Annotated in this window: 17 protein-coding genes; 7 read left to right on the forward strand and 10 right to left on the reverse strand. The window is 36.9% G+C overall.

Annotation, left to right across the window (positions count from 1 at the left end; genetic code table 11):
- The first annotated feature begins 7 nt into the window (after window positions 1–7).
- Complete coding sequence (locus HAV12_RS21260; RefSeq protein WP_171571360.1) at window positions 8–2,056, forward strand: pitrilysin family protein; 2,049 nt, start codon at window positions 8–10, stop codon at window positions 2,054–2,056.
- Between the two features lie 173 nt (window positions 2,057–2,229).
- Here the strand turns inward: HAV12_RS21260 and HAV12_RS21265 are convergent, their stop codons facing one another.
- Window positions 2,230–3,096: a DMT family transporter gene (locus tag HAV12_RS21265; RefSeq protein ID WP_171571361.1), complete on the reverse strand. Its 867-nt coding sequence runs from the start codon at window positions 3,094–3,096 to the stop codon at window positions 2,230–2,232.
- A gap of 102 nt (window positions 3,097–3,198) precedes the next feature.
- Between HAV12_RS21265 and HAV12_RS21270 the strand changes: the two genes are divergently transcribed.
- Window positions 3,199–3,576, forward strand: a complete 378-nt coding sequence (locus HAV12_RS21270) for a heavy-metal-associated domain-containing protein (RefSeq protein WP_171571362.1) — start codon at window positions 3,199–3,201, stop codon at window positions 3,574–3,576.
- Between the two features lie 50 nt (window positions 3,577–3,626).
- On the opposite strand, the gene gldD is transcribed toward HAV12_RS21270, so the two are convergent.
- Genes gldD through mutY form a run of 4 tightly spaced genes read right to left on the reverse strand, consistent with a single transcriptional unit; the run spans window position 3,627 to window position 7,032 of the window.
- Entirely contained in the window at window positions 3,627–4,187 is a 561-nt protein-coding gene (gene gldD, locus HAV12_RS21275) for a gliding motility lipoprotein GldD (RefSeq protein WP_171571363.1), read from the reverse strand.
- 1 nt (window position 4,188) lies between these two features.
- On the reverse strand, window positions 4,189–5,484 hold the full coding sequence (locus tag HAV12_RS21280) for a gliding motility-associated protein GldE (RefSeq protein ID WP_171571364.1): 1,296 nt from the start codon (window positions 5,482–5,484) through the stop codon (window positions 4,189–4,191).
- 23 nt (window positions 5,485–5,507) lie between these two features.
- A complete protein-coding gene (locus HAV12_RS21285; RefSeq protein WP_171571365.1) occupies window positions 5,508–5,948 on the reverse strand; it encodes a single-stranded DNA-binding protein in 441 nt (146 codons plus the stop codon).
- Window positions 5,949–5,985: 37 nt separating this feature from the next.
- Entirely contained in the window at window positions 5,986–7,032 is a 1,047-nt protein-coding gene (mutY, locus tag HAV12_RS21290; RefSeq protein WP_171571366.1) for an A/G-specific adenine glycosylase, read from the reverse strand.
- Between the two features lie 140 nt (window positions 7,033–7,172).
- Here mutY and HAV12_RS21295 point away from each other — a divergent pair, with 140 nt between their 5' ends.
- Together HAV12_RS21295 and HAV12_RS21300 are read left to right on the forward strand one after the other, a co-directional pair.
- Window positions 7,173–7,463 carry an HU family DNA-binding protein gene (locus HAV12_RS21295; protein WP_007805026.1) on the forward strand — a complete coding sequence of 97 codons (291 nt, stop codon included), beginning with the start codon at window positions 7,173–7,175 and terminating at the stop codon, window positions 7,461–7,463.
- A 386-nt stretch (window positions 7,464–7,849) separates the two neighbouring features.
- Entirely contained in the window at window positions 7,850–9,394 is a 1,545-nt protein-coding gene (locus HAV12_RS21300; protein WP_171571367.1) for a ribonuclease E/G, read from the forward strand.
- A 173-nt stretch (window positions 9,395–9,567) separates the two neighbouring features.
- Here the strand turns inward: HAV12_RS21300 and pbpC are convergent, their stop codons facing one another.
- The 3 genes from pbpC to HAV12_RS21315 form a co-directional block, all read right to left on the reverse strand.
- Complete coding sequence (gene pbpC, locus HAV12_RS21305; RefSeq protein ID WP_171571368.1) at window positions 9,568–11,943, reverse strand: penicillin-binding protein 1C; 2,376 nt, start codon at window positions 11,941–11,943, stop codon at window positions 9,568–9,570.
- Window positions 11,944–12,072: 129 nt separating this feature from the next.
- Window positions 12,073–17,757 (reverse strand): alpha-2-macroglobulin, encoded by a 5,685-nt coding sequence (locus HAV12_RS21310; protein WP_171571369.1) that lies wholly within the window; start codon window positions 17,755–17,757, stop codon window positions 12,073–12,075.
- Window positions 17,758–17,940: 183 nt separating this feature from the next.
- Complete coding sequence (locus HAV12_RS21315; RefSeq protein ID WP_041516481.1) at window positions 17,941–18,384, reverse strand: nucleoside deaminase; 444 nt, start codon at window positions 18,382–18,384, stop codon at window positions 17,941–17,943.
- 278 nt (window positions 18,385–18,662) lie between these two features.
- Between HAV12_RS21315 and HAV12_RS21320 the strand changes: the two genes are divergently transcribed.
- The 3 genes from HAV12_RS21320 (at window position 18,663) to HAV12_RS21330 (ending at window position 22,432) form a co-directional block, all read left to right on the forward strand.
- The gene (locus HAV12_RS21320) at window positions 18,663–19,532 is read left to right on the forward strand and encodes a hypothetical protein (RefSeq protein ID WP_171571370.1); all 870 of its coding nucleotides are present in this window, start codon (window positions 18,663–18,665) and stop codon (window positions 19,530–19,532) included.
- 66 nt (window positions 19,533–19,598) lie between these two features.
- Window positions 19,599–21,380 carry a 1-deoxy-D-xylulose-5-phosphate synthase gene (locus HAV12_RS21325; protein WP_171571371.1) on the forward strand — a complete coding sequence of 594 codons (1,782 nt, stop codon included), beginning with the start codon at window positions 19,599–19,601 and terminating at the stop codon, window positions 21,378–21,380.
- Between the two features lie 47 nt (window positions 21,381–21,427).
- Window positions 21,428–22,432, forward strand: coding sequence for a DUF3078 domain-containing protein (locus HAV12_RS21330; RefSeq protein WP_171571372.1), 1,005 nt, complete (start codon window positions 21,428–21,430; stop codon window positions 22,430–22,432).
- Here the strand turns inward: HAV12_RS21330 and HAV12_RS21335 are convergent, their stop codons facing one another.
- Together HAV12_RS21335 and HAV12_RS21340 are read right to left on the reverse strand one after the other, a co-directional pair.
- Window positions 22,433–23,779: a deoxyguanosinetriphosphate triphosphohydrolase gene (locus tag HAV12_RS21335; RefSeq protein WP_171571373.1), complete on the reverse strand. Its 1,347-nt coding sequence runs from the start codon at window positions 23,777–23,779 to the stop codon at window positions 22,433–22,435. It lies immediately after the preceding gene.
- 258 nt (window positions 23,780–24,037) lie between these two features.
- Window positions 24,038–24,499, reverse strand: coding sequence for an Lrp/AsnC family transcriptional regulator (locus HAV12_RS21340; RefSeq protein ID WP_132031894.1), 462 nt, complete (start codon window positions 24,497–24,499; stop codon window positions 24,038–24,040).
- Window positions 24,500–24,514 lie beyond the last annotated feature (15 nt).

Raw genomic sequence — 24,514 nt, forward strand, 5'->3', positions numbered from 1 at the left:
TCGAATCATGAAAAAAATACATACCGTTTTAATCCTTTTATTCCTAACTGGAATTATGCAAGCACAAGATCGTCCACAGCCCAAACCCGGAAACTCACCAGTTGTCAATATCAAAAAACCACAAACTTTTGTTTTGGCAAACGGCATGAAAGTTTTGGTAGTTGAAAACCATAAATTACCAAGAGTTAGCTTCAACCTTACTTTAGACAATGCCCCATTTACTGAAGGAAATAAAAAAGGTGTTGATGAACTAACCAGCAGTTTAATCGGAAATGGCACAAAAAAAACCACCAAACAAGCCTTCAACGAAGAAATTGATTTTTACGGTGCAAACATCAACTTTAGTTCCAGCGGTGCTTCTGCCAGCTCCCTGTCAAAATATTCAGGGCGTGTTTTAGAACTTTTAGCGGAAGGTGCTTTACAGCCTAATTTTACACAAACAGAATTCGACAAGGAAAAAGCAAAATTATCAGAAGGACTTAAAGCAGAGGAAAAAAGCGTTCCGGCGATTGCAAATCGCGTTGTAGACGTTTTAGCCTTTGGGAAAAACCATCCTGCAGGGGAATATATTTCTGAGGAAACCTTAAAAAACGTAACCCTTGCTGATGTTCAGGCTAATTATACTTCTTATTTTGTGCCTGAAAACGCGTATCTGGTTATAATTGGTGATGTTAAGTTCAAAGAAACAAAAGCAGCTGTCGAAAAACTTTTCGGCGGATGGAAAAAGCAAGCTACTCCAAAAAACACCTACCCAAATCCGGAAAACGTTTCAAAACTTCAAATTGATTTTGTTGATGTTCCGAATGCAGTTCAGTCTGAAATTTCACTGGTTAATACCGTGAATTTAAAAATGAATGATCCTGATTTTTTCGCTGCCGTAATTGCAAATCAAATTCTGGGAGGTGATTTCAACAGTTATCTGAATATGAATTTACGCGAACAACACGCCTGGACTTACGGAGCAAGCTCAAACATTGGAGCCGGAAAGTACACCACTAAATTCAGAGCTTCATCTGCTGTAAGAAATGCCGTTACAGATAGTGCTGTAGTTGAATTTGTAAAAGAAATAAAAAGAATCAGAACCGAAAAAGTTGCTGAAGATGTTCTGAAAAATGTAAAAGCAGGTTATATCGGAAGATTTGTAATGCAGGTTGAAAAACCGCAAACAGTTGCCCGTTATGCCTTAAACATTGAGACGGAAAAACTTCCTGCCGATTTCTACGAAAAATACATTCAGACTATAAACAGTGTAACTGCAGACGATATTTACCGTGTAGCCAACAAATATTTCCTGTTGGATAATATGCGTATCGTAATTGCCGGAAAAGGTTCGGAAGTAATTGCCGGTTTAGAAAAACTTCAGATTCCTATTTTCTATTATGATAAATACGGAAATCCGATTGAAAAACCGGTTACCAAAAAAGAAGCTCCTGCAGGAATTACAGCAAAAACGGTTTTCGACAATTATATCAAAGCAATTGGTGGCGAAAAAGCAGTTTCCGCAGTCAAAACACTGGCTATGACTGGTACAACAACAATCCCGCAAGCTCCTTCTCCGTTGAGTTTTACTTCTAAATTAGACTCTAATGGAAAAATGATGATTTCGCTTAATATGGGAAGCATGCCCTTAATGAAACAAGTGGTAAACGAAAAAGGTGCTTATATCGAACAACAAGGACAACGTAAAAACTTAGAAGGTGATGATTTAGCCGAAATGAAAGCAAGCGCAACTCCTTTTGAAGAATTACGCCTGAGCAAAAGAACAGATCTAAAAGTTGACGCAATAGAATCCATAAATGGACATGATGCTTATTCCATAAAAGACGGCAAAACCGTTTATTATTATGATGTAAAATCAGGCCTGAAGGTTGCCAAACTTAAAGTAAAAGAACAAAGCGGACAATCTACTACGCAAACTACCTATTTCAATGATTATAAAGACGTAAAAGGAGTAAAAGTGCCTTTCAATATAATTCAGAATGCAGGCTTTGAGTTAGACATCAAAATGTCTGATATCAAAATCAACGAAGGAGTTTCGGAAGCGGATTTTCTTTAGTGAAGGTCCTGAGGAACTAAGTTTCTAAGGTGCTAAGATTTTTAAAAGCTCTGTCAAAGTTTTAGACTTTAACAGAGCTTTTTTATATATTATTTTTGTCACGCTGAGCGAAGTCGAAGCGCCGTTCCAATTGGTGTGCGCTTCGACTTCACTCAGCGTGACATTGAAAATCTTTATTTTTTTGCGGATAAATAGACTCCGATTAAAATAATAAAAGCTCCGAAAAATTGTATTGGTGTCAGCATTTCATTGTCTAACAATCCCCAGAAAAAGGCTACTATCGGAATCAGATAGGTTACCGATGTGGCAAATACAGGCGATGACATTTGTATTAATTTAAAGAAAATAACATTTGCAATTCCTGTTCCTAAAACTCCTAAAATCAGCACAAACAAAATCGAATGCTGTGTAACTTCTAAATTTATTCTCTGTGTAATATCTGTTGTACTTAAAATAAGCAAAGCCGGTAAAAGCAAAACAGCGAAATTTCCGGTTGTAATGCTTAATGAATTTAAATCGGATAAATATTTCTTAATCAAATTGACATTCAAAGCATAACAAATCGTTGCGATTACGACTAAAATTACATAGTAATAGTTTTGACCGGGATGTGTGGAAGCCCCACTCAAAACCAGCAGTAAACAACCTATTAAGCCAATAAAAACTCCCAGAATCTGTCTTTTCTGAAATTGGATTCCAAAAGCAATTGTCCCTAAAACCAATGTATTTAAGGGCGTAAGTGAATTTAAAATGGCTACTATGGAACTATCGACTTCCGTTTCTGCAATAGCAAAAAGATAGGCCGGCATAAAGGTCCCGAAAAGAGAGGTTAAAGCAATAAATTTCCATTGCTGACGCGAAATCTTCTTTAGACTATTAAATCCAACGATAAGCAAAAAAAGAGAAGCGAAAATAATCCGGAACGAACCAACCTGAATCGCCGTTAACCCTACCAATCCCCTTTTAATTAAGATAAAAGAGCTTCCCCAAATTAGTGAAAGCACCAATAAGTAAATCCACTTTAACTGTTTTGTATCCATAAAACATATTTTAGACTGCAAATTTGTACTATTTTTATGAACTGACCTTCCGTTTTTTATTAATTTTGCAGGAAAGTTAATAGCAATTTAAAATCATATATAATGAAATTCACAAAAGTCATAACTGCTGCGGCAATTGCAGCTTTAATATTAGCCGGATGCAAAAAAACAGAATCCGAAAAAATAATACCAAACACAGCTGAAGTAAAAAAAGCTAAAGAACCTGTAGTAATCGCTCCAGAAAATGTGCAGACTGCAAGTTTTACTATCGAAGGAATGACCTGTGCGGTTGGATGTGCTAAAACAATAGAAGAAGAATTATCCAATCTGGAAGGAGTTGAAAAAGCAGCTGTTGATTTTGACAAAAAAACAGCCACTGTAACTTTTGACAAAACCATTCAAAACCCTGAAAACCTAGCAAAAATTGTTCAGGAGACCGGAGACGGAAAGACCTATAAAGTTTCGAATATGAAATCATAATCAAAGCAATTTACATAAAAAAAGCGTCCAACTCCGGACGCTTTTTTTATTTATTTCCACTTCAGGGTTTCCATCAATTGTCGCATGTCATTTTTGATATAACTCGCAGCTGGCATAATAGAATCAAAGTTAGGCTTTGCATAAAAATATACCGATCCTGTTATAAAATGTTTTGTACTGTCTGTCACATAAAATTGGGAGTTGGTAGCAGCGTTTCCATCGACCTGATAAAACATTCCGTACACTTTTTTTTCGGGGTTTAAATACGGCTGTTCTAAAATATCATCTGCTTTTATAACGTGCTCGTAAGTTAACTTCTGTGCATCTTTCAATAATTTCTCAATATCATTATTGACCGGTTTATATGTCAGGTAAATGGTCGCTTTCATTTTGGGATACGTAATAGCAAAACCGCAATTTTTTTCTCCTTTTATTACAGCGCCTTCATTCATTTCAAAAGTAAACGGACAATTATTTTCAAAATTCACATATTTAGCTTCCGGATAATCTAAACGCAAGTAACTGGATGGCTTAGGCAATACCTCATTTTTGCAACTTATAATTGTAAAAATCAGTAAAATTGTCAATGTTGAAATTATTTTTTTAAGCATTTTATTCTAATGTTACTTTTATTTGTTTTATGCGTTTTTTGTCCACTGCTTCGATTGTAAAGACACAGTTTTCAAACGTTACTTTCTGATCTTTTTTAGGGAAGTTACCCAGGATTTCCAATATAAAACCGGCTAAGGTTTCTGCTTCGCCCTTGCGGGATTCAAAAACATCTTCATCGACTTCAACAATCCTGTAAAAATCTTTCATGTTGATCTTTCCTTCAAACAGAAAGTTTTTTTCGTCTATTTGCGAGAAGTTTAAATTCTCATCATCAAATTCATCACTGATATCCCCGACAATTTCTTCAATAACATCCTCTAAAGAAACCAATCCCGATGTTCCGCCATATTCATCCACCACAATGGCCAAATGACTTTTAAGGCTCTGAAAATCTTTTAGTAAATTATCCAGTTTTTTATTCTCGGGAACAAAAAAAGCATCTCTTATTAATGAGGTCCAGTCAAATTCTTTTTTATCGATATGAGGCAATAAATCCTTCACAAAAAGAACGCCTTCGATTTGATCAATATTGTCTTTGTAAACCGGAATTCTCGAAAAGCCCTTTTCGACTATCTTCGGACAAATCGTTTCAAATGCCTCTGAAATTTCCAAAGCAAAAATATCAATCCTTGGACTCATAACCTGCTTTGTATCTGTATTTCCAAAAGAAACGATTCCTTCCAGTATTTTTTGTTCTTCGCTTGACGTTCCTTCAGAATCAGTAAGCTCTAACGCCTGTGACAACTGATTTATCGAAAAATTATTCTTTTGTTTCCCTAATTTATTTTGCAAATATAAGGTAAGACTTCGCATAGGCAAGCTGATAGGCGAAAGTAATTTATCCAGAAAAGCCATTGGATAAGCTACCCATTTTGCAAATTTTATATTGTTTCGGCTGGCATATACTTTTGGTAAAACTTCTCCAAACAGCAAAATTAAAAAAGTCACCAGAATTACTTCTAAAATAAATTTAAAAGCCGGCGATTCTACATTCGCGAAAATATTCTGTCCTATAAAGGAGAACAAAATAACAACTCCGATATTTAGAAAGTTATTGGCTACTAAAAGCGTTGCTAAAAGTTTTTTGGGTTTATCTAAAAGATTAGAAATGATTTTTCCTTTTGAAAGGTTTTCCTGAAGTGTCTCGTCAATATCTTTTTGCGACAAAGAAAAAAGTGCCACTTCGGCACCTGAGACAATTGCTGATAAAAACAGCAAAATAAATATTCCGACAAAACCAATGATTAAATTGATGTCTAGATTTGTACTAAAAAGTAAACTGGGCTCCGGGTCCAAACTGAAAAAAATTAGTTAAACAATCAAAAAGGCAAGTCATTTACAGGCAAGTCTTCGTTAGTCGCTTCAAAGTTAGTGTTTTTTACGGATTCTGAATCGGTATTTGGCTTCTGTATTGTAGTTTCTTTTTTGGTTGTCAGGAAAGTAAATTCCGTGACCTGAATTTCTGTAGTATATTTTGTGGTGCCGTCTTCAGCTTGCCACTGACGTGATTTTATACGTCCTTCAATATATATTTTATCTCCTTTAGAAAGATATTTTTCGCAAATTTCAGCCGCTTTATTGCGCACGACGAGATTATGCCATTCCGTCGAAGTTATTTTTTCGTTTGTAGTTTTATTGATGTAAATTTCATTTGTAGCCAGCTGAAAACGTCCGATGCAGTTTCCTCCATCAAAATAATGCATTTTTACATCATCGCCCAAATGGCCAATGAGCATCACTTTATTTAATGTTCCGTTCATGGTTTATTTGTGGTATTTATCCCAAAGATACATTTTTTTAGCAATTTATTTCCTGCTTTTCAATAAAATTATATACCACAATCGGAAAGGGAAATGTTTTCAAATTGTTAGCATTGATACCATTTTCGATTATTTCCTTAATTTTAATTTTCCAAAACTGAATATGTAAATGCTGATGGGACAGTTTATGAATTACCGTCTCATCACTACATTCTTCTAAACCTATTATTGTATAGGCGGAAAACAGGTCATTTTGAACCGCTTTTGAAACAAAATCAAAATCGGCAATTTCCTGAGTCTCCAAAAGAGGAAATTCATATAAATTGTGCCAGATCCCTTTTGCCGTTCTTTTTTGAATTAAAGTATTCCCCAAAACATCTTCCAGAATCAAATAATTAAAAAACCGATTGGTGACTTTTATCTTTTTGGATTTTACGGGCAATACATTTACTTTCTTCTTTTGCAGTGCGAGACAGCTGGCATTAAAAACACAAATAGTACAGTTAGGACTTTTAGGTACGCACTGCAAAGCGCCAAACTCCATAATCGCCTGATTGAAAATCGCCGGGTTATCTTTTGGCATTAATTCCCTGGCAAGCTCCGTAAACTCTTTTTTTGTGGCAGGCGATGCAATATCAGATTCTATATCAAAATAACGAGAAAGTACCCGAAATACATTTCCATCAACAACAGGCACTGCTTCATTATAGGAGAAAGAAGCGATTGCAGCAGCCGTATATTCGCCAACACCTTTTAGTTTTAGCAACTCATTATAACTGGGAGGAAAAACACCATTCAGCTCATTTGCCACATATTGAGCTGTTTTATGCAAATTTCTGGCACGGGAATAATACCCTAAACCCTGCCAAAGTTTCAAAACCTGCTCTTCATCAGCATTTGCCAAATCAAATACAGTAGGAAATTCCTTCGTAAAAGAAAAAAAATACGGCATTCCCTGCGCAACTCTTGTCTGTTGCAGCATAATTTCTGAGAGCCAAATTAGGTAAGGATTAGTCGTTTTTCGCCATGGCAAATCACGTTTGTTTTGTAAATACCAATTTATCAATATGTTATGAAAATTCATCGCAAAATACTTAGAATACAAAAGTAAATGTTTATGTAATTAAAATTTAACGAATTAGCTTGATTAATTATTTTTTTAATTCCTATATTTGCAAACTCAAAAAAATAGTACACCATTTATAAAATTAAATAGGAAAGAAAATGACGAAAGCAGATATCGTAGCGAAAATTTCAGAGAAACTTGGTCTTGAAAAAGGAGATGTTCAGGCAACAGTAGAAACTTTTATGGAAGAAGTTAAAACTTCATTAGAAACTGGAGACAATGTTTACCTAAGAGGTTTTGGAAGTTTCATCGTAAAAACCAGAGCTGAAAAAACAGGTAGAAACATTTCTAAAAACACCACTATCAAAATTCCAGCACACAACATTCCTGCTTTTAAACCTGCAAAAGTATTTGTAGAGGGAGTTAAAACAAACAACGAAGCAAAATAATACTATTAATTAATCATAAAATCGACACGATATGCCAAGTGGTAAAAAAAGAAAGAGACATAAGGTAGCTACTCACAAAAGAAAAAAAAGAGCGAGAGCTAACCGTCACAAAAAGAAAAAGTAGTTTTAAACTACTTTTTTCTTTTTAACCGTTCATTGAAATTGGAATTTAGTCTCAGTCCAAAGTCACAGTCCGCAGCTTAAACTGCCACTGATACCGAAAACTGCTTACTAAAATTCCCCCGGGTTCAATACCTGTTAAAAAATATTGTTTAATCCATCCTTACAATTCAGTTATGAGTTATAAGTTGTGAGTTATGAGTTGTAAAACCTGAAACTTGGAACTTAAAAACCTGAAACTAAAAGTCTGGATAAAAATTTACAGTGTGAATAAAGAATTAATCATTAGATCTAGTTCTGAAGCCGTAGATTTTGCCTTATTAAAAGATGGAAAACTAATTGAATTACACAAGGAAGAAGAGAAAAGCAACTTTCAGGTTGGTGATATTTTTATTGCCAAAATCAGAAAACCAGTTGCCGGACTTAATGCTGCTTTTGTAAACGTAGGCTTCGAAAAAGACGCTTTTTTACATTATCACGATTTAGGACCTAACTTAGCTTCCCAACTGAAATTCATAAAACTTGTAAGCGCAGGTAAAATAAAAGATTTCTCCCTAAAAACCTTTCAGTTTGAAAAAGAGATTGACAAAGATGGCATCATTACTGATATTTTAAGTGCCAATCAATCTGTTTTAGTACAAGTCGTAAAAGAACCTATATCTACCAAAGGTCCAAGGATAAGCGCTGAGCTTTCACTGGCAGGAAGATTTATTGTTCTCGTTCCGTTTTCTGACCGTGTTTCTATTTCTCAAAAAATAGAAGACAAAAAGGAAAAGGATCGTCTAAAAAGACTTGTGTTATCGATCAAACCTAAAGGATTTGGTGTTATTGTTCGCACAGTAGCCGAAGGCAAAAATACAGCCGAATTAGAAAAAGATTTGCAGAACCTGCTAAGCAGATGGACTGCAATGTGTAAAAAATTACCAACTGCTCATCATCCATCAAAAGTATTAGGAGAGCTTAACAGAGCTTCTTCAATATTAAGAGATGTATTTAATGATACCTTTAGTGGTATTCAAATAGATGATGAAGAGTTGTTCCAGCAAACGAAGGAATATCTGCAGGAAATTGCACCTTCAAAACAATCGATTGTTAAGTTTTATCAATCAAATGATACTCCAATTTTTGAGAAATACAATATAGAGAGACAAATCAAAACTTCATTTGGAAGAACAGTTTCGATGAGTAAAGGCGCTTATCTTATTATAGAACACACTGAAGCTCTTCACGTTATAGACGTAAACAGCGGAAACCGTTCGAATAAGGCGACTAATCAGGAAGATACTGCCATGGAAGTAAATATGATTGCTGCCGCTGAAATTGCCAGACAACTTCGTCTGCGTGATATGGGCGGAATAATCGTAGTTGATTTTATCGATATGTCTAATCCCGAAAACAGGAAAGTCCTGTTCGACTTCTTGCGAGAAGAAATGAGCGACGATAAAGCAAAGCATAAAATCTTACCGCCTAGTAAATTTGGTTTAGTCCAGATTACCAGACAACGTGTAAGACCAGAAGTAAATATTAAAACTAGAGAAGAAGATCCAAACAATGAACATGGCGAAATTGAAGCGCCAATTTTAATCATTGATAAAATCGCATCTGATTTAGAAAGAATTTTAAAAATCCACAAAAGTGTTGTGCTTAATGTACATCCGTTTGTGGCTGCATACCTCAGTAAAGGTTTTCCATCATTACGTTCAAAATGGTTTTTTGAACATAAGAAATGGGTGAAAATCATACCTCGTGACGCTTACACGTACTTAGAATACCATTTCTATGATAAAAAAGGAAATGTTATTTCAGAATAAATTAAAAAACCGCTTCCCGAAAGAGTAGCGGTTTTTTTATGTCTTTTTTTTACCTTTTTTTTGCCACGAATTGCACGAGTGGACACGAATAAAAACTATTATTCAATTGTCACCCTGAGCGGAGTCGAAGGCTTACTATCTAAGAGGGGCTTCGACTCCGCTCAGCCTGAGTATTACTCCCTTATAATTTCTACTTTTCTGCTGATTTCATTACCTGATTCATCAACAACAGTAACATAATGAAATCCCGCACTCATTATAATTGGTTTTTCATGAAAAACTTTGGTCACGCCTTTGTAAACATGATCTACATACCAGAACAATTGTTTTTCTCTTTGTGAATAAGCAATTTTAAAAATTACCGGCTGTACTTCGCTGTTAAAATCCTTCGTTAAATAAATTTTACTATTCGTTTTCGGATAAATAAAATCCATAGCAACAGTCTGTGTTCCCATACAATCTTCTTTAAAAGGAGGCAACGGTAGATATTCAATATGTTTGCTTTTGTAATACCAGGCCATGACCGGAGGCAATATGAACCAGTTTTTTGTCACTATATTTTCAACACTTTCACAACTGCTGTTTACCTGAAATTGCTGTGTCTGATCCAGATGGACTGTTTTATGATAAGGGCAGACCGTTGTCGTTTTTCCTTTTTTAGTAACCCACTGTTTTATTTTGGGACAGCCTTCTTTTGCCAGATGCCCGCTTAAGCTGCAGACCTCAACTTCATTTAAATCTTCATACGGAATTCCAAACCATCTTTGTCTGGGCAATAAATTAAATACATCAAATAAAATTGGTGCTGCGCTCGTCACTCCTGTTAATGTTGGTCTTCCCTCACCTGTTGCATTTCCAACCCAGATTCCGACTACATATCTCGAATTTGTTCCAATAGCCCACGCATCACGATTACCAAAACTGGTTCCTGTTTTCCAGGCAATTTTAAGCGAACTGTCGTAAAATTTCCAGGCTTCATCTCCTTCGGGGCGGTTTACTTCTTCCATTGCGTTATACGTAAGCCAGATTGATCCGGCACCCAAAATATTCTTCTGATCGCTTTCTGATCCGAAATCAGGCTGAAAATCAGCATTATAATTAAGTTCTGTAAATTCTTTTGTCCTGTACTTTCCGTGGCTTTTATTAAAATAATTGACTGTGGAAGACAAATTGGAATAGGTTCTGCATAAATCCCATAAATTACTTTCGGCACCTCCCAAAATAAGCGACAATCCGTAATGATCCGGAGATTTATCAATGTCTCTCAACTGAAATTTCTGCAGCTCTTCATAAAATTTATTCACTCCAAAATCCTGCAGCATCAAAACGGCCGGAATATTTAAAGAACGTGATAAAGCCCGGTGTGCCGGAACAGCGCCATCAAAAGTCAGATTAAAATTCTGAGGGGTGTAACCCGCAATCTGGGTCGGAACATCGGCAACTAAGGTGTTTGGCAGTAATTCGCCATCATCAAGCATTGCCGCATACAATAAGGGCTTAAGAATACTTCCCGTACTTCTTGGCGCCTCAATAATATCAACGTCTTTTTGGTGATCACCATCTGTTGGCGAATTTCCAACATAACTAATCACATTTCTATTCTGAACATCAATAACCAGAATCGCCAGATTGCTGACTTCATTTTGCCTGTATTGATTATAATAATATTTCGCAATTTGATTTACCCTGTTTTGCAGTGTAAAATCCAGTGTTGTTTTTACCCGGGTTCCTTCTTCATTTTTCGCCACACGTTCTAATAAATGGGAGGCAATTTGGGGCAAATTATAAGGCTTTTGCGGCAATGGCTCATCTACAGAAAGTTCATATGTCTGTCTATCAATGATACCTTCCTGATTTAGTTTTAATAAAAGCCGATTACGCTTCTCCAGTAACTTTATTTGGTTTTTCCCGGGATAAATTAAACTCGGCGCATTGGGCAAAACCGCCAAAGTCGCACTCTCTGCCCATGACAACTGATTGGATTGTACTCCAAAATAACGCCATGCCGCCATTTCGAGTCCGACAACATTTCCTCCAAACGGAGCGTGAGCGGCATATAACTCTAAGATTTCATTTTTAGAATATCCTAATTCCAATCTTGTGGCGAGAATGACTTCTATGAATTTTTCAAAATAAGTTCTTCCCTTTCCTTTTCTCGATAACCGTATCACTTGCTGTGTCAATGTACTGCCTCCGCGGACTACTTTTCCGGCTTTTCTGTTTTGCCGGATTGCATTTACCATCGCAACCGGATTAAAACCCGGATGTTTATAGAAATATTCATCTTCAAAATAAACAATACATTTTTTAAATTTATCCGGAACACTGTCCTGTGCCGGAAAACGCCATTGTCCGTCGCGGGCAATTTTAGCGCCTAACAATTCTCCTTCTTTACTCTCAATGACCGTAGAATAGGGCTCCTGAAATAAAGTTCGGGGTATGGAGAAATAATAAATCAGCAAGAGCAGAAATGCAATTGCTGATTTTATTTTATTCTTTTTTATCCAGTTTATAAGGCGTTGTGAGAACGCAATTAATTTATTTTTCAAAGTTTAATCATAATTTAACCGCAAGGAACGCGAGGTTATTTGCAAAGTTTATAAAGTTTTTTCCACGCAGATTTTGCAGATCTTGCAGATTTTTTTTATCTGCCAGATCTGCAAAATCTGCGTGAAACTTTATTTAACTACCTGAACCCAAAATCCTTTGGTTCTGGCCAGGAAAGTATGATCATACATGGCTTCACATTGCAAGCCCGGTAAATAATAAGTTCCCAGATACGAGGCATTCAGTAAAATTTTGAATGTTTTGGTTTCTCCGGCTTTCAGTCCAAAATAGAAATTCGTCCTGTCATCGCGTATATCAATATAATCGGCTGTATTGTTGGTCGCTTCCCCATAATCGGTAAAACGGGTGTTTACAATTTCGAAACCGGATGGCAAAATCTGAGACAAAGCAACATTTTGTACATATTCGTTTTTCAAATTTTTAATGGTAACCTCAGCAACAAACTCCGTTCCCTGAGCAATTTTCGAAACATCAATGACACTGCCTTTTCTGTTTCTGAAAACAATTCCGGCAGAAAGATTACTTTCAACCGCATTTTCCTGACCAATCGGAAGAATTCCGGTATTTAAGACACGGACATAAATCGTATTCTTTTTATTGTTTTTCAGAGTAATGCTATTAGATCCTGATTTAACCACCAGGTTTCTGTCCGCAACGGTTTTAGCGGTTTTTATGCTTTGTGCTTTTCCGTCTTTACTAAACTGAAGATCAATTCCTTTCGGGCCGTTATTTAATGAAAATTTCGACATGGCATACAAACAATAGGCAGTTGTCTGCGTACTCATCCATTGATCACTTGCCATGTTTTTAGCCAGTTTTTTGGCCATTAAAAAGGAATTTTCTTTTTGGTTTAGCAATAATAATGTTTCCAGTGCCATAGCTCTGTTTCTGTCTCCTGAACCATAGTAATAGTAATTATAATCACTGGAAGTATCATCAATTTTACTATGCAGCAACAAGGTCAATCCGGCACTTTTTTGTCCTGCCAGCACATAAGCCGCTGCCAGTCGTAATTTACTTTCGTTTGAGATTCCGGTTGTTTCGCGTAATCTGTTCATCGAAGATAAATCGGGAGAACCGGCCAATGCTAATGTATACAATCGATAGGCCTGCGCCATATCATTTCCATAACGTGGTTCAAAACGCCATTTTTTAGCTTCTTTTTGCTGATACGAAATCCATTTTGATTTGAAGTTAATAGGCAAAACATATCCTTTTTTCTCTGCTTCTATTACAAAATGTCCGGCATACGAAGTTCCCCAATCGTCTGCAATCGTATTTCCCTGCCAGTAGGCAAGTCCGCCGTTTGGCAACTGGAAACCTCCTAATCTTGTGATTCCTGCCGTTACATTCTTTTGAATAAGCTGTTGGCGAATGGCATCAATATCTGCTACATCACTCAAAAACAATTGCGGAAAAACAGCTGAAGTCGTTTGCTCTACACAACCATGCGGGTATTGAATCAGATATTGCAATCTTCCATTCAGATTAATGGTCGGCATAGAAGAAACTTCCAGCTTGGCTTTGTTACTTCCCGAAACGCCGAAGGTTTTCCAGGAAATCGTTTTAGAACTGCCGGGTGCTAAAATCACATCTGTATAGGTATTTGTAACCGGATTCGGATTGGTCATATCAATTTCGACCTCATAAGATGATTTTTCTTTTCCGGAGGTGGCGATAATCTGCACTTTTGCAATTCCGGTCAGGCTTCCCACTGCAAGATTGAAATATGCCATTTTCTCATCCGGCTGTGCAAAAGTTACATTTTGAGCAGCACTTCCGATTACCTGTAGCCCTTTGCTGGTTTTTATCTGAAGTTTTACATTTTTAACATTTTTCTCCGTTGCGAAAACCGTAACCGGAATGGTCACTTTTTCTGATGGTGAAATTTTTCTTGGCAACGAAGCCAGCACCATTAACGGACTGCGAACCGGAGTTGCTTTTTCTACACTTCCATAAGCGCTTGTTGCAGCATCACCCGCAACAACCATTGTTCGTACTGATCCTATATATTTTGGTAACGTAACCTGATGGGTTTTGGTCTGTCCTTTTTCCAGTTTGAAGGGTCCCAGATAAATTACAACCGGTTTAAAACGATTGGCTTTCTTAGCCTTTCCTCCGCCTAAATCCTGATCTCCACCAATACTGAAAATCTGATTTACTTTTCCGCCGTAAGCGCCAATCACATCATCGTAGACATCCCAGGTTTTTACACCTAAGGCTTCGCGAACGTAAAAACTATCCCATGCATTTGGTGTTTTAAATCGGGTTAAATCCAATAATCCTTCATCGACTATGGCAATGGTATATGTCATTTCTTTACCTGACTTCTCACTCACTTTTACAGGGAATGATTGTTCCGGTCTTAAAACATCCGACATGGTAATCGTTGGTTCCAGTTTTGTATTTTTATCGACTACTCCAATCGGAACAATTCCGTACATACGAATCGGAGAATCATTTTTAGTCGAGGCGTGCGGTTGCAAAAGTGTAATATTGAAATAAACATTTGGAGCCATTGCCGCCGTAATCGGAATTTCGACTTTTGTTTCTCCTTTTTTGGTTTCTACCCAAAGTGTCTGTACTACTTTTGATCCATTTTCGACAGAAACCAAAGCACGTCCGCCTGCACTTGAAGGGAAAGAAATCTGTGCTTTCTCGCCTACGGCATAGTCTTTTTTATCTGTAGAAAAAACAAGCATATTGGCTGTTGAAGCATCTGTATTCCTCGTTTTTCCGGACCAGATGGGCCAATCTATATTTACGGTTAGTGCTGTTGCATGCCCTCCGGTTTCATTAGAAACACGAATCATATAGCGTCCCCACTCTTCATCGGTTAAGGCGAACTGAATACTTCCCTTCCCTAATGAATCGGTGTTTACTTTAAAGGTTTTATAAGAAGTTGTAGCTTCGGATGAATTGTAATTGGATAAGTTATCACTTGAAGCATCCCACCACCAGCGCCATTCTACTTTATAAACTTTTACTTCCAGATCCCTTACCGATTTTGGTCTTCCGTTTTCATCAACGGTTACAATATCAAAACGATTGTTTGTTCTGGTTTCCAGCATTCCGTATTTGTTGACTTCCGGTGCTTTTACGCCCACATATGTTTTGTACGGAGAATAGGTCGTAGCCATTGCATCCATACTGAAATCCCCGCCTTCTTCATATACTTTTGTAATGAAAGAAGCTCTCAGCATTCCGGGTGCCTGTCCTTGTAACTTTGGATTAATATTGACCGATGCTTTTCCGTTTGCGTCTAATTTTCCGGAAAAAACATTCACTTCTTCGGTACTGAATCTGCGAACGAGGTCATCAAAGGTATATTTGTCATATCCTTTGAAAGTGGTTTTCTGTTCAGAGAATTTAGCCTGCATTTCCACATTCAGATTTTTAGCGATGGCGCCATGAAGCCACGTCACTTCAAGATTACTGGTGTTTGGATATGACGAAGACAATATGGTTCTTTGGAAACTATTCTTGATTTTTAAACGATTGGGTTTTATCGTTTCAATCTTTATGTTTTTATAAAATTTTGCTCCCCCAACACTTACCATTGCTTCCCAGCTTCCTGTTGGTGCATCGGGATCTGTCGGCACGATAAATGCATAATGATTTAACTCATTCGATTTCTGAACGGTCTGATAGGATACTTTTCCGTTTGGATCGGTTAGCCTGAATTTTATCGGGTGAGCTTTTGGCAATTTATTCGAAGCATCATTCAAGATAAAAGACAAGTACAAATTATCTCCCGGACGCCAAACGCCACGTTCTCCATAAATAAATCCTTTCAGCCCTTTCTGAAGCGTTTCTCCGGCTACATCAAAATTACTTACGGATAAGGAATTTCCGTCATCAAGCTTTACGTAAGTTGACTGATCTCCTAAAGTAACGATTGCAAAATAGGCGAATTTATGGATCTGGAAGGTGGCAATACCTTCACTGCTGGTCGATGCAGTTGCAATTTTTTGCTGCTGATAGGTGTATAAATCAACACGTGCGTTCGAAACCGGTTCGGTTGTAATGATATTATTTACGGCAAACAAATACGATTTATTCTCTCCTCTTTTGGCAATTACCCCTAAATCGGAAGCTAAAATATTGGTTGCAATTCGGGCATTGTAATAATAGGAACCTGTACAAGGATCCTGGCTTTCTCTCCACTGATAATCGTCGTAATAGTAGTCATCATAGGGATTCTCACTATAATTCACATCATCTTCATCCACTTCTTCTTCTTCCTCATTTTGATTGGAATCTTCTTCTGATGTTTCACATTTGTATAGAGAATATTTCTTTTTATAAGAGAATTCTACGCGGTAAATCGCTCCCGGTTCCGGCTTAATAATTTTAGATAAATCTAAAGCAAAGGTGTTCCATTTGCTTAGGTTGACCAACGTATTTTCTTTAAGATTAATGGTCGTTTTGGCAACGGGCTGAGAAACACGTTTTAAATTTTGAGATCCTTTTAGTTCATTATTCTGAAGAAACTGCAGAATGTTATTTTTATAGATTTTGTATACTTTTACGTCTACGGCACTAAGATTTGCAGCTTCAAAATTCAGTTTCAGGTTATTGGAACTTGGCAGAATCGTTCCGTTTTTTACAAATCGGACATTTGGTTTTATCTGGTCGAAAGAAATTTTCTGAGAATAACTCTCCTTCATTTTCTGGCCATACTGACTTTCTATTCCCTGAAAAACTTCAAGCAACAATTCGCCCGTTATATTTTGCTCCGGTGTGGCTTCTTCTTCTATCACTTCCGGTTCTGCTTCGACCGTTTCTTCCGGTGTTGCGACTGCTGCACTATCAACCGTAACGCTTGCTGAATCTACCGTAACTGTTGCAACCGGTTCTTCTACTACCACTTCGTGCACTACTTCGGGAGCCGGTTTCTCATTACTGAAATAAACTTTCAGCACATTTCCCTGTGTCGAAAATTTTAAATTATTGGTGTTCTGAATGGCGACCAGACCTTTAAAATCCTGGCCTTTCTCTAAAGGTTCCGAGAAATTGATTAAAACGGACTGATTATTTTCGTCTGGAACATCGACTTTTATAACTTTAAATTCATTTATGGAAGTAATCGGAAAGTCAATTTTTCCTTTTTGGTCAATATCAAAATCATTCCCGTCATAAGCGATTTCAAGTTCACTTGGCTCAGCAAAACGCTGAATACTGTCAATGATGAATTTGAATTCTTTTCCTGATTTTACATTTTTATCAAATTTAATTTTAAGCTGATTTCCTTTCTGGCTGGCTAAGATTAATTTTTGAGCCGTTTCAGCATCGATATCGTCTGCTGTTTTCAAGACGCAGTTCAGGTACTGATATTCTTTACTGTGGGATTGAATATCGAGCGTATTAATAGTAAAATCCTGTTTTATGGTTTTAACCGTAAAATTAAATTTCGAAAGCTCTTTCTCTTTTTCTTTGGGAAGCGTAATCAGTTTGTCTAAGTTCAGCGTAACCTGATACTCTGTTCCCGGTTTTAATTTTTTCTCCGGAATAAAAGCAATAGTATTGCCCGAAAGCGCCACCACTTTTCCATTCACACTTGGCGAAATATCAAATAAATCGTCATCTAAAACCTCATTGACTTTCCATTCTTTTTTTTCGAAAGCCAAAACGACGCGTATGTCCGAATCTGAAGGGACAATTCCACCCGTAAAACTACTTATGTACTCTTTGAATAATGAAAAATCGGAATTAAAATCGGCAGCTGATTTTCTACCGCAAGATTGAAAAATAAAAAACACACAAAACACGAGAACTAATCCTTTTGCTTTCACTTTTATTTAGAGTTATAAGGTTACAAATTATAGAAAATGACAGAACGTTTTAACATTTGACAGTTAAAGAGCATAACTATCGAAATGTCAAATATATTGTAGTAAATGTAGAATATTTTTTGAAATCTTTAAGAGGAAAATTCAGTGTAATGAATTATTTTTTTTGCACTGAAAAATGATCAATTATTTACGCCTTTCTATAAAAAATCGTTTCATCAAATCAGCCGCTTCATTGGCCATGATTCCGGAAACCACGGTAGTTTTAGGATGTAATTTGGTTCCCATGGTCATAAAACCGCGTTGCTCATCCCTCGCACCAAAAACAATTTTAGAGATCTGGCTCCAGTACAAAGCTCCTGCACACATCTGACAAGGTTCGAGTGTGACATATAAAGTACAATCTTTGAGGTATTTTCCGCCTAAGAAATTAGCCGCGGCAGTAATCGCCTGCATTTCGGCATGAGCCGTAACATCATTTAATAACTCGGTGAGATTGTGACTTCTGGCAATCACTTTATCGGCAACGACGATTATGGCTCCAACAGGAATTTCGCCTTTATCAAAAGCCATTTCAGCTTCCTGCAAAGCTTTTTTCATAAAGTACTCGTCGGTGAAGGGATTTATCATAGTTGCAAAAATAAGGTTTTTGAAATAATTTTCATTAGTTAAACATACGAGAACACACGAATTGTTTCTAAACTCACAGCTGCCAATTGTACTTCGCGAGGCATTTTTTAAATTTAATCACCTCAAATATTGAGCTTTTTTGAGGCGATTAACCGAAATAATCGCCTCATTTTACGTAAACTGCTATTTATGAAATCTACGAAAGGATTTATCACCATTGAAAAGTTCATTTTTACTTTATATTTTTTTATTACATTTAAACACTGATATTTCAAATAATGGATACAAAACCAAAAATCACCATTCCGGAACCCTGCAACGAAAACTGGGATAAAATGACTCCAAAAGACAATGGAAGATTTTGTTTAAGCTGCGCAAAAACTGTTGTGGATTTCACTACAATGCTTCCAGATGAAATTCAGCATTTTTTCATTCAGAATCAAAGTAACAGCGTTTGCGGCAGGTTTAAAAACACGCAATTAGATACAATCTCGATTCAGATTCCAAGCCGTGTTTTATATACTCAGACATCCTATTATAAAATGTTTGTACTCGCCTTGTTTATTTCTATGGGAACTACTTTGTTTAGTTGTGCCGATAAAGACGGCAATAAGAAAAAGATCAACAAGATAGAAGTTGTTGATAAAGAAGAAACTCCCAACAACTATGAAACGCTTGGAAAAGGATTACCTCCCAAGGGCTCTTCAGAACATACTCTTCCACCGCCTCCCCCGCCAAAAGTAGATCAGGTAAAATTTGTAAAACCAGTAACTAAAGATTGTACCAAACCGACTAAAAATAAAGTAAAATCCTCAAATGAAGGTCAGGAAGAGGAATCTGCATTTGTTACTGGTGCAGTAATGCAAACCAATGCGGAATTTCCGGGTGGCATTGAAGCATTTTATAACTTTTTCGGAAAAGAATTTAAAAATCCCGAAAATGTAAATGCTACAAACAACAAATTCAGGATTTCTTTTGCCGTTGAAAAAGACGGTTCTTTAACTTATCTGGAATCCACACCAGGTATGGATCAGACTATAGAAAAGGAAGTAATCCGGGTTTTAAAATTATGCCCAAAATGGCAGCCGGGAGAATCAAATGGAAAAAAAATAAAAATGCAATATTCTTTACCAATAACGCTGGAATAAACATTCGGAGCAATAACTGAGTAATAAAATTAAATTTAAAACCGTAAATTTGTTTTTTACAAAAAAATGAAAAGCAATTTACTCTCCAACATAAGCAATCCGGCCGATTTACGTTTACTTGACGAAACGCAATTACCACAATTAGCGAAGGAATTACGTGATTTTATCATTGACATTGTTTCGGTAAAAGAAGGGCATTTGGGTGCCAGTTTAGGTGTGGTAGAATTGACAATTGCTTTGCATTATGTATTTAATACACCCGAAGATTTATTGGTTTGGGATGTGGGACATCAGGCGTACGGACACAAAATTCTGACCGAAAGACGAGAAAATTTCGACACTAACAGACAACTAGGCGGTATTTCCGGTTTCCCTAAAAGAAGTGAAAGCATTTATGATACTTTTGGTGTAGGACATTCCTCTACTTCTATTTCTGCCGCTTTAGGAATGGCAATTGCCTCTCAGCTAAAAGGCGAAACCAACAAACAGCATATTGCCGTTATCGGTGATGCTTCCATAGCATCCGGAATGGCTTTTGAAGGTTTAAATCATGCCGGAGTTACGGATGCCAATTTACTGGTCATTCTTAACGACAATGCGATTGGTATTGATCCCAGCGTGGGCGCTCTTAAAAAGTACCTTACTGCTGTAAAAGAGGGAAAGAATCCGAAGAAGAACAACATGATCAAATCGCTGAATTTTGATTATTCCGGCCCGATTGACGGACATGATTTGATTGGTCTTATAAAAGACCTGAATCGCTTAAAGCATATAAAAGGTCCCAAATTTCTTCACATCGTAACCACAAAAGGAAAAGGCCTGCAACAGGCTGAAGAAGATCAGGTGAAATATCATGCTCCCGGAAAATTTGATGCTTCTACAGGAGAAATCCATTTGAAATCTGAAGAAAATTTACCACCTAAATATCAGGATGTTTTTGGTTTAACAATTTTAGATTTAGCCAGAAAAAACGAAAAAATCATCGGAATTACACCGGCAATGCCATCAGGCAGTTCCCTGAAGTTTATGATGGACGAAATTCCCGAGCGGGCTTTTGACGTTGGAATTGCGGAACAGCATGCGGTAACGCTTGCGGCCGGAATGGCGACTCAGGGCATGATAGTTTATTGTAACATTTACTCGACCTTTTTACAGCGTGCCTACGATCAGGTCATTCATGATGTGGCATTGCAAAACTTACCCGTAATTTTCTGTCTGGACCGAGCTGGTCTGGTGGGCGAAGATGGTGCAACCCATCACGGTGTTTTTGATATTGCTTATTTGCGATGCATTCCGAACCTGATTATTTACGCTCCTATTAATGAAATTGCATTGCAAAACATACTTTATACCGCACAATTAGGCTTAGATCATCCGATTGCGATCCGATATCCGAGAGGAAGAGGCGTCCTGCCTCGGTGGGAAGTAGAAAATTTCGGACATTATGAAAATGTTAAAATCGGGAAGGCAAATTGCCTGAAAAAGGGAACGAAAACAGCCGTTTTATCGACCGGAACTATTGGTAATAATGTGATCGCCGCCTTAAACGAATGTTCGAATCCCGATACAATTGCGCATTATGACTTTCCATTCGTTAAACCATTAGATATCAATTTACTACAAGTAATATTCACTACTTTCGATACGCTTATTACTATTGAAGACGGAACAATAAATGGCGGTTTCGGAAGCTCTGTTTTAGAATTTGCAGCAGCAAACAACTTCAATAATCCGGTGAAAATTTTAGGCATTCCAGATACGTTTATCGAGCATGGAACTGTACTGCAGTTACAACAATTGTGCAAAATTGACGTTAAAAATTTATCAAAACTTTTTTCAAACCATTGAAAAGAATTATTTTGCAAAGCCAAAAAAAAAATAAAAAGTCAAGCCTAATGAAATTATTTCGATTCACTCTCTTACTATTCCTTTTTACTTTTACCGTTACTATTTCTGCCCAGAGTATTATTAAAACCACTTTAGAACCCAATCAGGCTCCTGAACCTCCTTCCAACTGGACTAAAAAAAATCAGCTTGGTTTTGATATCTCCGAAATTGCTTTCGTCAACTGGAGTGCGGGGGGAACAAGTTCTATTTCAGGTTTGTTTAAGGGAGAATTTGCAAGAACCTACGCAAAAGGAAATCACAAATGGTTTAACGAATTAATTGTTAAGTACGGCTTAAATAAACAGGATGGTACGGAGCTTAGAAAAACAGACGATGCTCTTATTTTCAACTCCACCTACGGATTCCGAAAAGATACCACCTCAAACTGGTACTATTCTGCCAAATATAATTTCAGCACTCAGTTTACAGATGGTTACAATTATCCGAACAAGGACATTGCGATATCGAAACCGTTTGCACCTGCTTATATCTTTTTAGGAGCCGGAGCTGAGAATTCAAATAAAGCTAAAAACAGGACTTTCTATTTCTCCCCAATCACTTTAAAGACTACTTTGGTTTTAGATCAATATCTGGCAGACCAGGGAGCATTTGGTGTTAAAAAAGCTGTTTATGCCACAGACCCTCTTGATCCCACTAATACTATTCTAATTGAACAGGGACAAAAAGTAAAAGCGGAGTTTGGTATTCTGCTTACGGGCTACATGAAAAGTGAAATTTTCAAAAACATTTTTTACGAAAACAGACTGAGTTTATATACCGATTACCTAAACAGATTTGGAAACGTCGATGTTGATTACGATACGCGTCTGGACCTTGTTGTAAATGCTTATGTAAAAGCCAATATCGGGATTCATCTGGTGTATGACGATGATATCAAAACTAAAAAAGATGTTGTTGACCCGATAACCGGAACAACAAGTCAGGTAAATGACGGGCCAAGAGCACAGCTGAGACAGGTTTTAGGTGTAGGTCTTGTTTACGCTTTTCAATAATTAATTCGGTTTTCTTCCGTTAATCATTTCGAATAATTCCAGCGCATTTCCGTCTGTTAAAAGTGAAACATAGTGACAGATATGAAGCAAACGCTCGTATAAATTCGTTTTCTCCAAATGGTGTTTTTCCGGCAGCATTTTCAGAAGCAATTTATCATAATTGGATGCTTTTCCTTCATATTTGTTATTGAAAGCAATAATGAATTTATCCAGTAAAGTCTGGATGATCTGATAACCGACAATTTCTTTCTCGATTACTTCACGGCTCTGATAGATTTTTTCAACACTTAATTTGATAATATCGTCCATTTGGGCTTTGTACTTGCTTTTATCTGTTAAAGCGAAAGGAAATTTCCCGGCCAGGATTGCTTCTTCGTTTTCGATAAAAACATCAACGGCATCACTAATTAAGGCACCAATTGCTAAAGCACGCAAATAACTAATTCGATCTTCTTTGGTCTCCAGCAATTTATATTTCGCTACACCAATATTATCTTTTACGAGTTTAATCAGATATTCCAAAGCATAATCTTCAGACACCAGACCCAGATTTATTCCGTCTTCAAAATCTATGATGGTGTAACAGATATCATCTGCTGCTTCAACCAGATACGCTAAGGGATGTCTTTCAAAACCAATATCATCTCCTGATTTATTGGCGATCATTCCCATGTCTTTGGCTACTTCTTCAAAAAAGGCTTTATCGGTCTGGAAAAAACCATATTTTTTATCAGCAATATTTTGCGTTGGTTTTTTAGGCAAACTTTCTTTCGGATATTTCATAAAAGCGCCCAGAGTGGCATACGAAATTCTTAAACCGCCTTCAATTCCGGGACGGCTCGCGGTAAGGACTGAAAATCCGTTTGCATTTCCTTCAAAATCAATTAAATCCTGCCACTGCTTATCTGTTAATTCTTTTTTATACTGTTTTCCATTTCCTATCGAAAAATATTCACCAATAGCTTTCTCTCCGGAATGTCCAAAAGGCGGGTTTCCGATATCATGCGCCAAAGATGCAGCGGCCACAATTGCTCCAAAATCATTCATATGATAGCCATCAACTTCTTTTAAATAGGGATATTTTTCTATGATTTTTTTGCCAACCAAACGTCCCAGAGAACGCCCAACCACTGAAACTTCTAAACTGTGGGTAAGTCTTGTATGCACGAAATCTGTTTTAGAAAGCGGAATCACCTGCGTTTTATCCTGCAATGATCTAAAGGCTGACGAAAAGATAATCCGGTCATAATCTACCTCAAAACCTAATCGGGTATCGTCTTGTTCTATACGTAATCTTTTGTCTGTGTCGCCTTGCTTTTTAAGAGATAAAAGTTGTTCCCAGTTCATTTTCAATTTTAAATTTCAGATTATTGATTTTAGATTTTTGATCTAAACACCAAAAATACGTTTTATTTTAGGACAATGTTGAATAAAAATATGCCACTGATTAATTTGATTTAAAAAATTAAATGCTTTTTTCGCCACAAATTTCACGAATTAATTTAACCACAATGATTTGCGGCAATTAGTGAAATTCGCGGCGAAAAAACCTAAACACCAATTATAAAAAATCATTATAATCTGCGTAATCTGTGGCAAAAAATATTAAAACTCTAATGCCGTACTATGTTTGATTTCGCCCATTACAAAAATACTGTTGGTGTTTCCGATATTTTCGATAGTCGATAATTTATTCATTACAAAATCCTGATAACTAGTCATATCCTGCACCAGAATCTTCAGCATAAAATCATAATCCCCGGCAATATTATAACATTCAATAATTTCGGGAAGTGCCACAATATCTTTCACAAAATTGCTTCCGACGTTTTTGGCGTGCTCTTTTAAACGGACATTACAAAAGACGGTCATCCCGCGATTCATTTTTTTCTTGTCCAGAAGTGCCACGTATTTGGTAATGTATCCGTCACGTTCCAGTCTTTTGATACGCTCATAAACCGGCGTAACGGTCAGGAATAATTTTGCGGCGAGATCTTTTGTGTTGATATTAGAGTTCTCCTGAAGGTGCTTCAGGATTTGCAAATCGGTTTTATCGAGGTTTTCCATAGTAATTTTTACGGC

Origin of the sequence: Flavobacterium sp. CLA17 (genome assembly GCF_013112255.2) — a bacterium.
GTDB classification, from domain to species: Bacteria; Bacteroidota; Bacteroidia; order Flavobacteriales; family Flavobacteriaceae; genus Flavobacterium; species Flavobacterium circumlabens.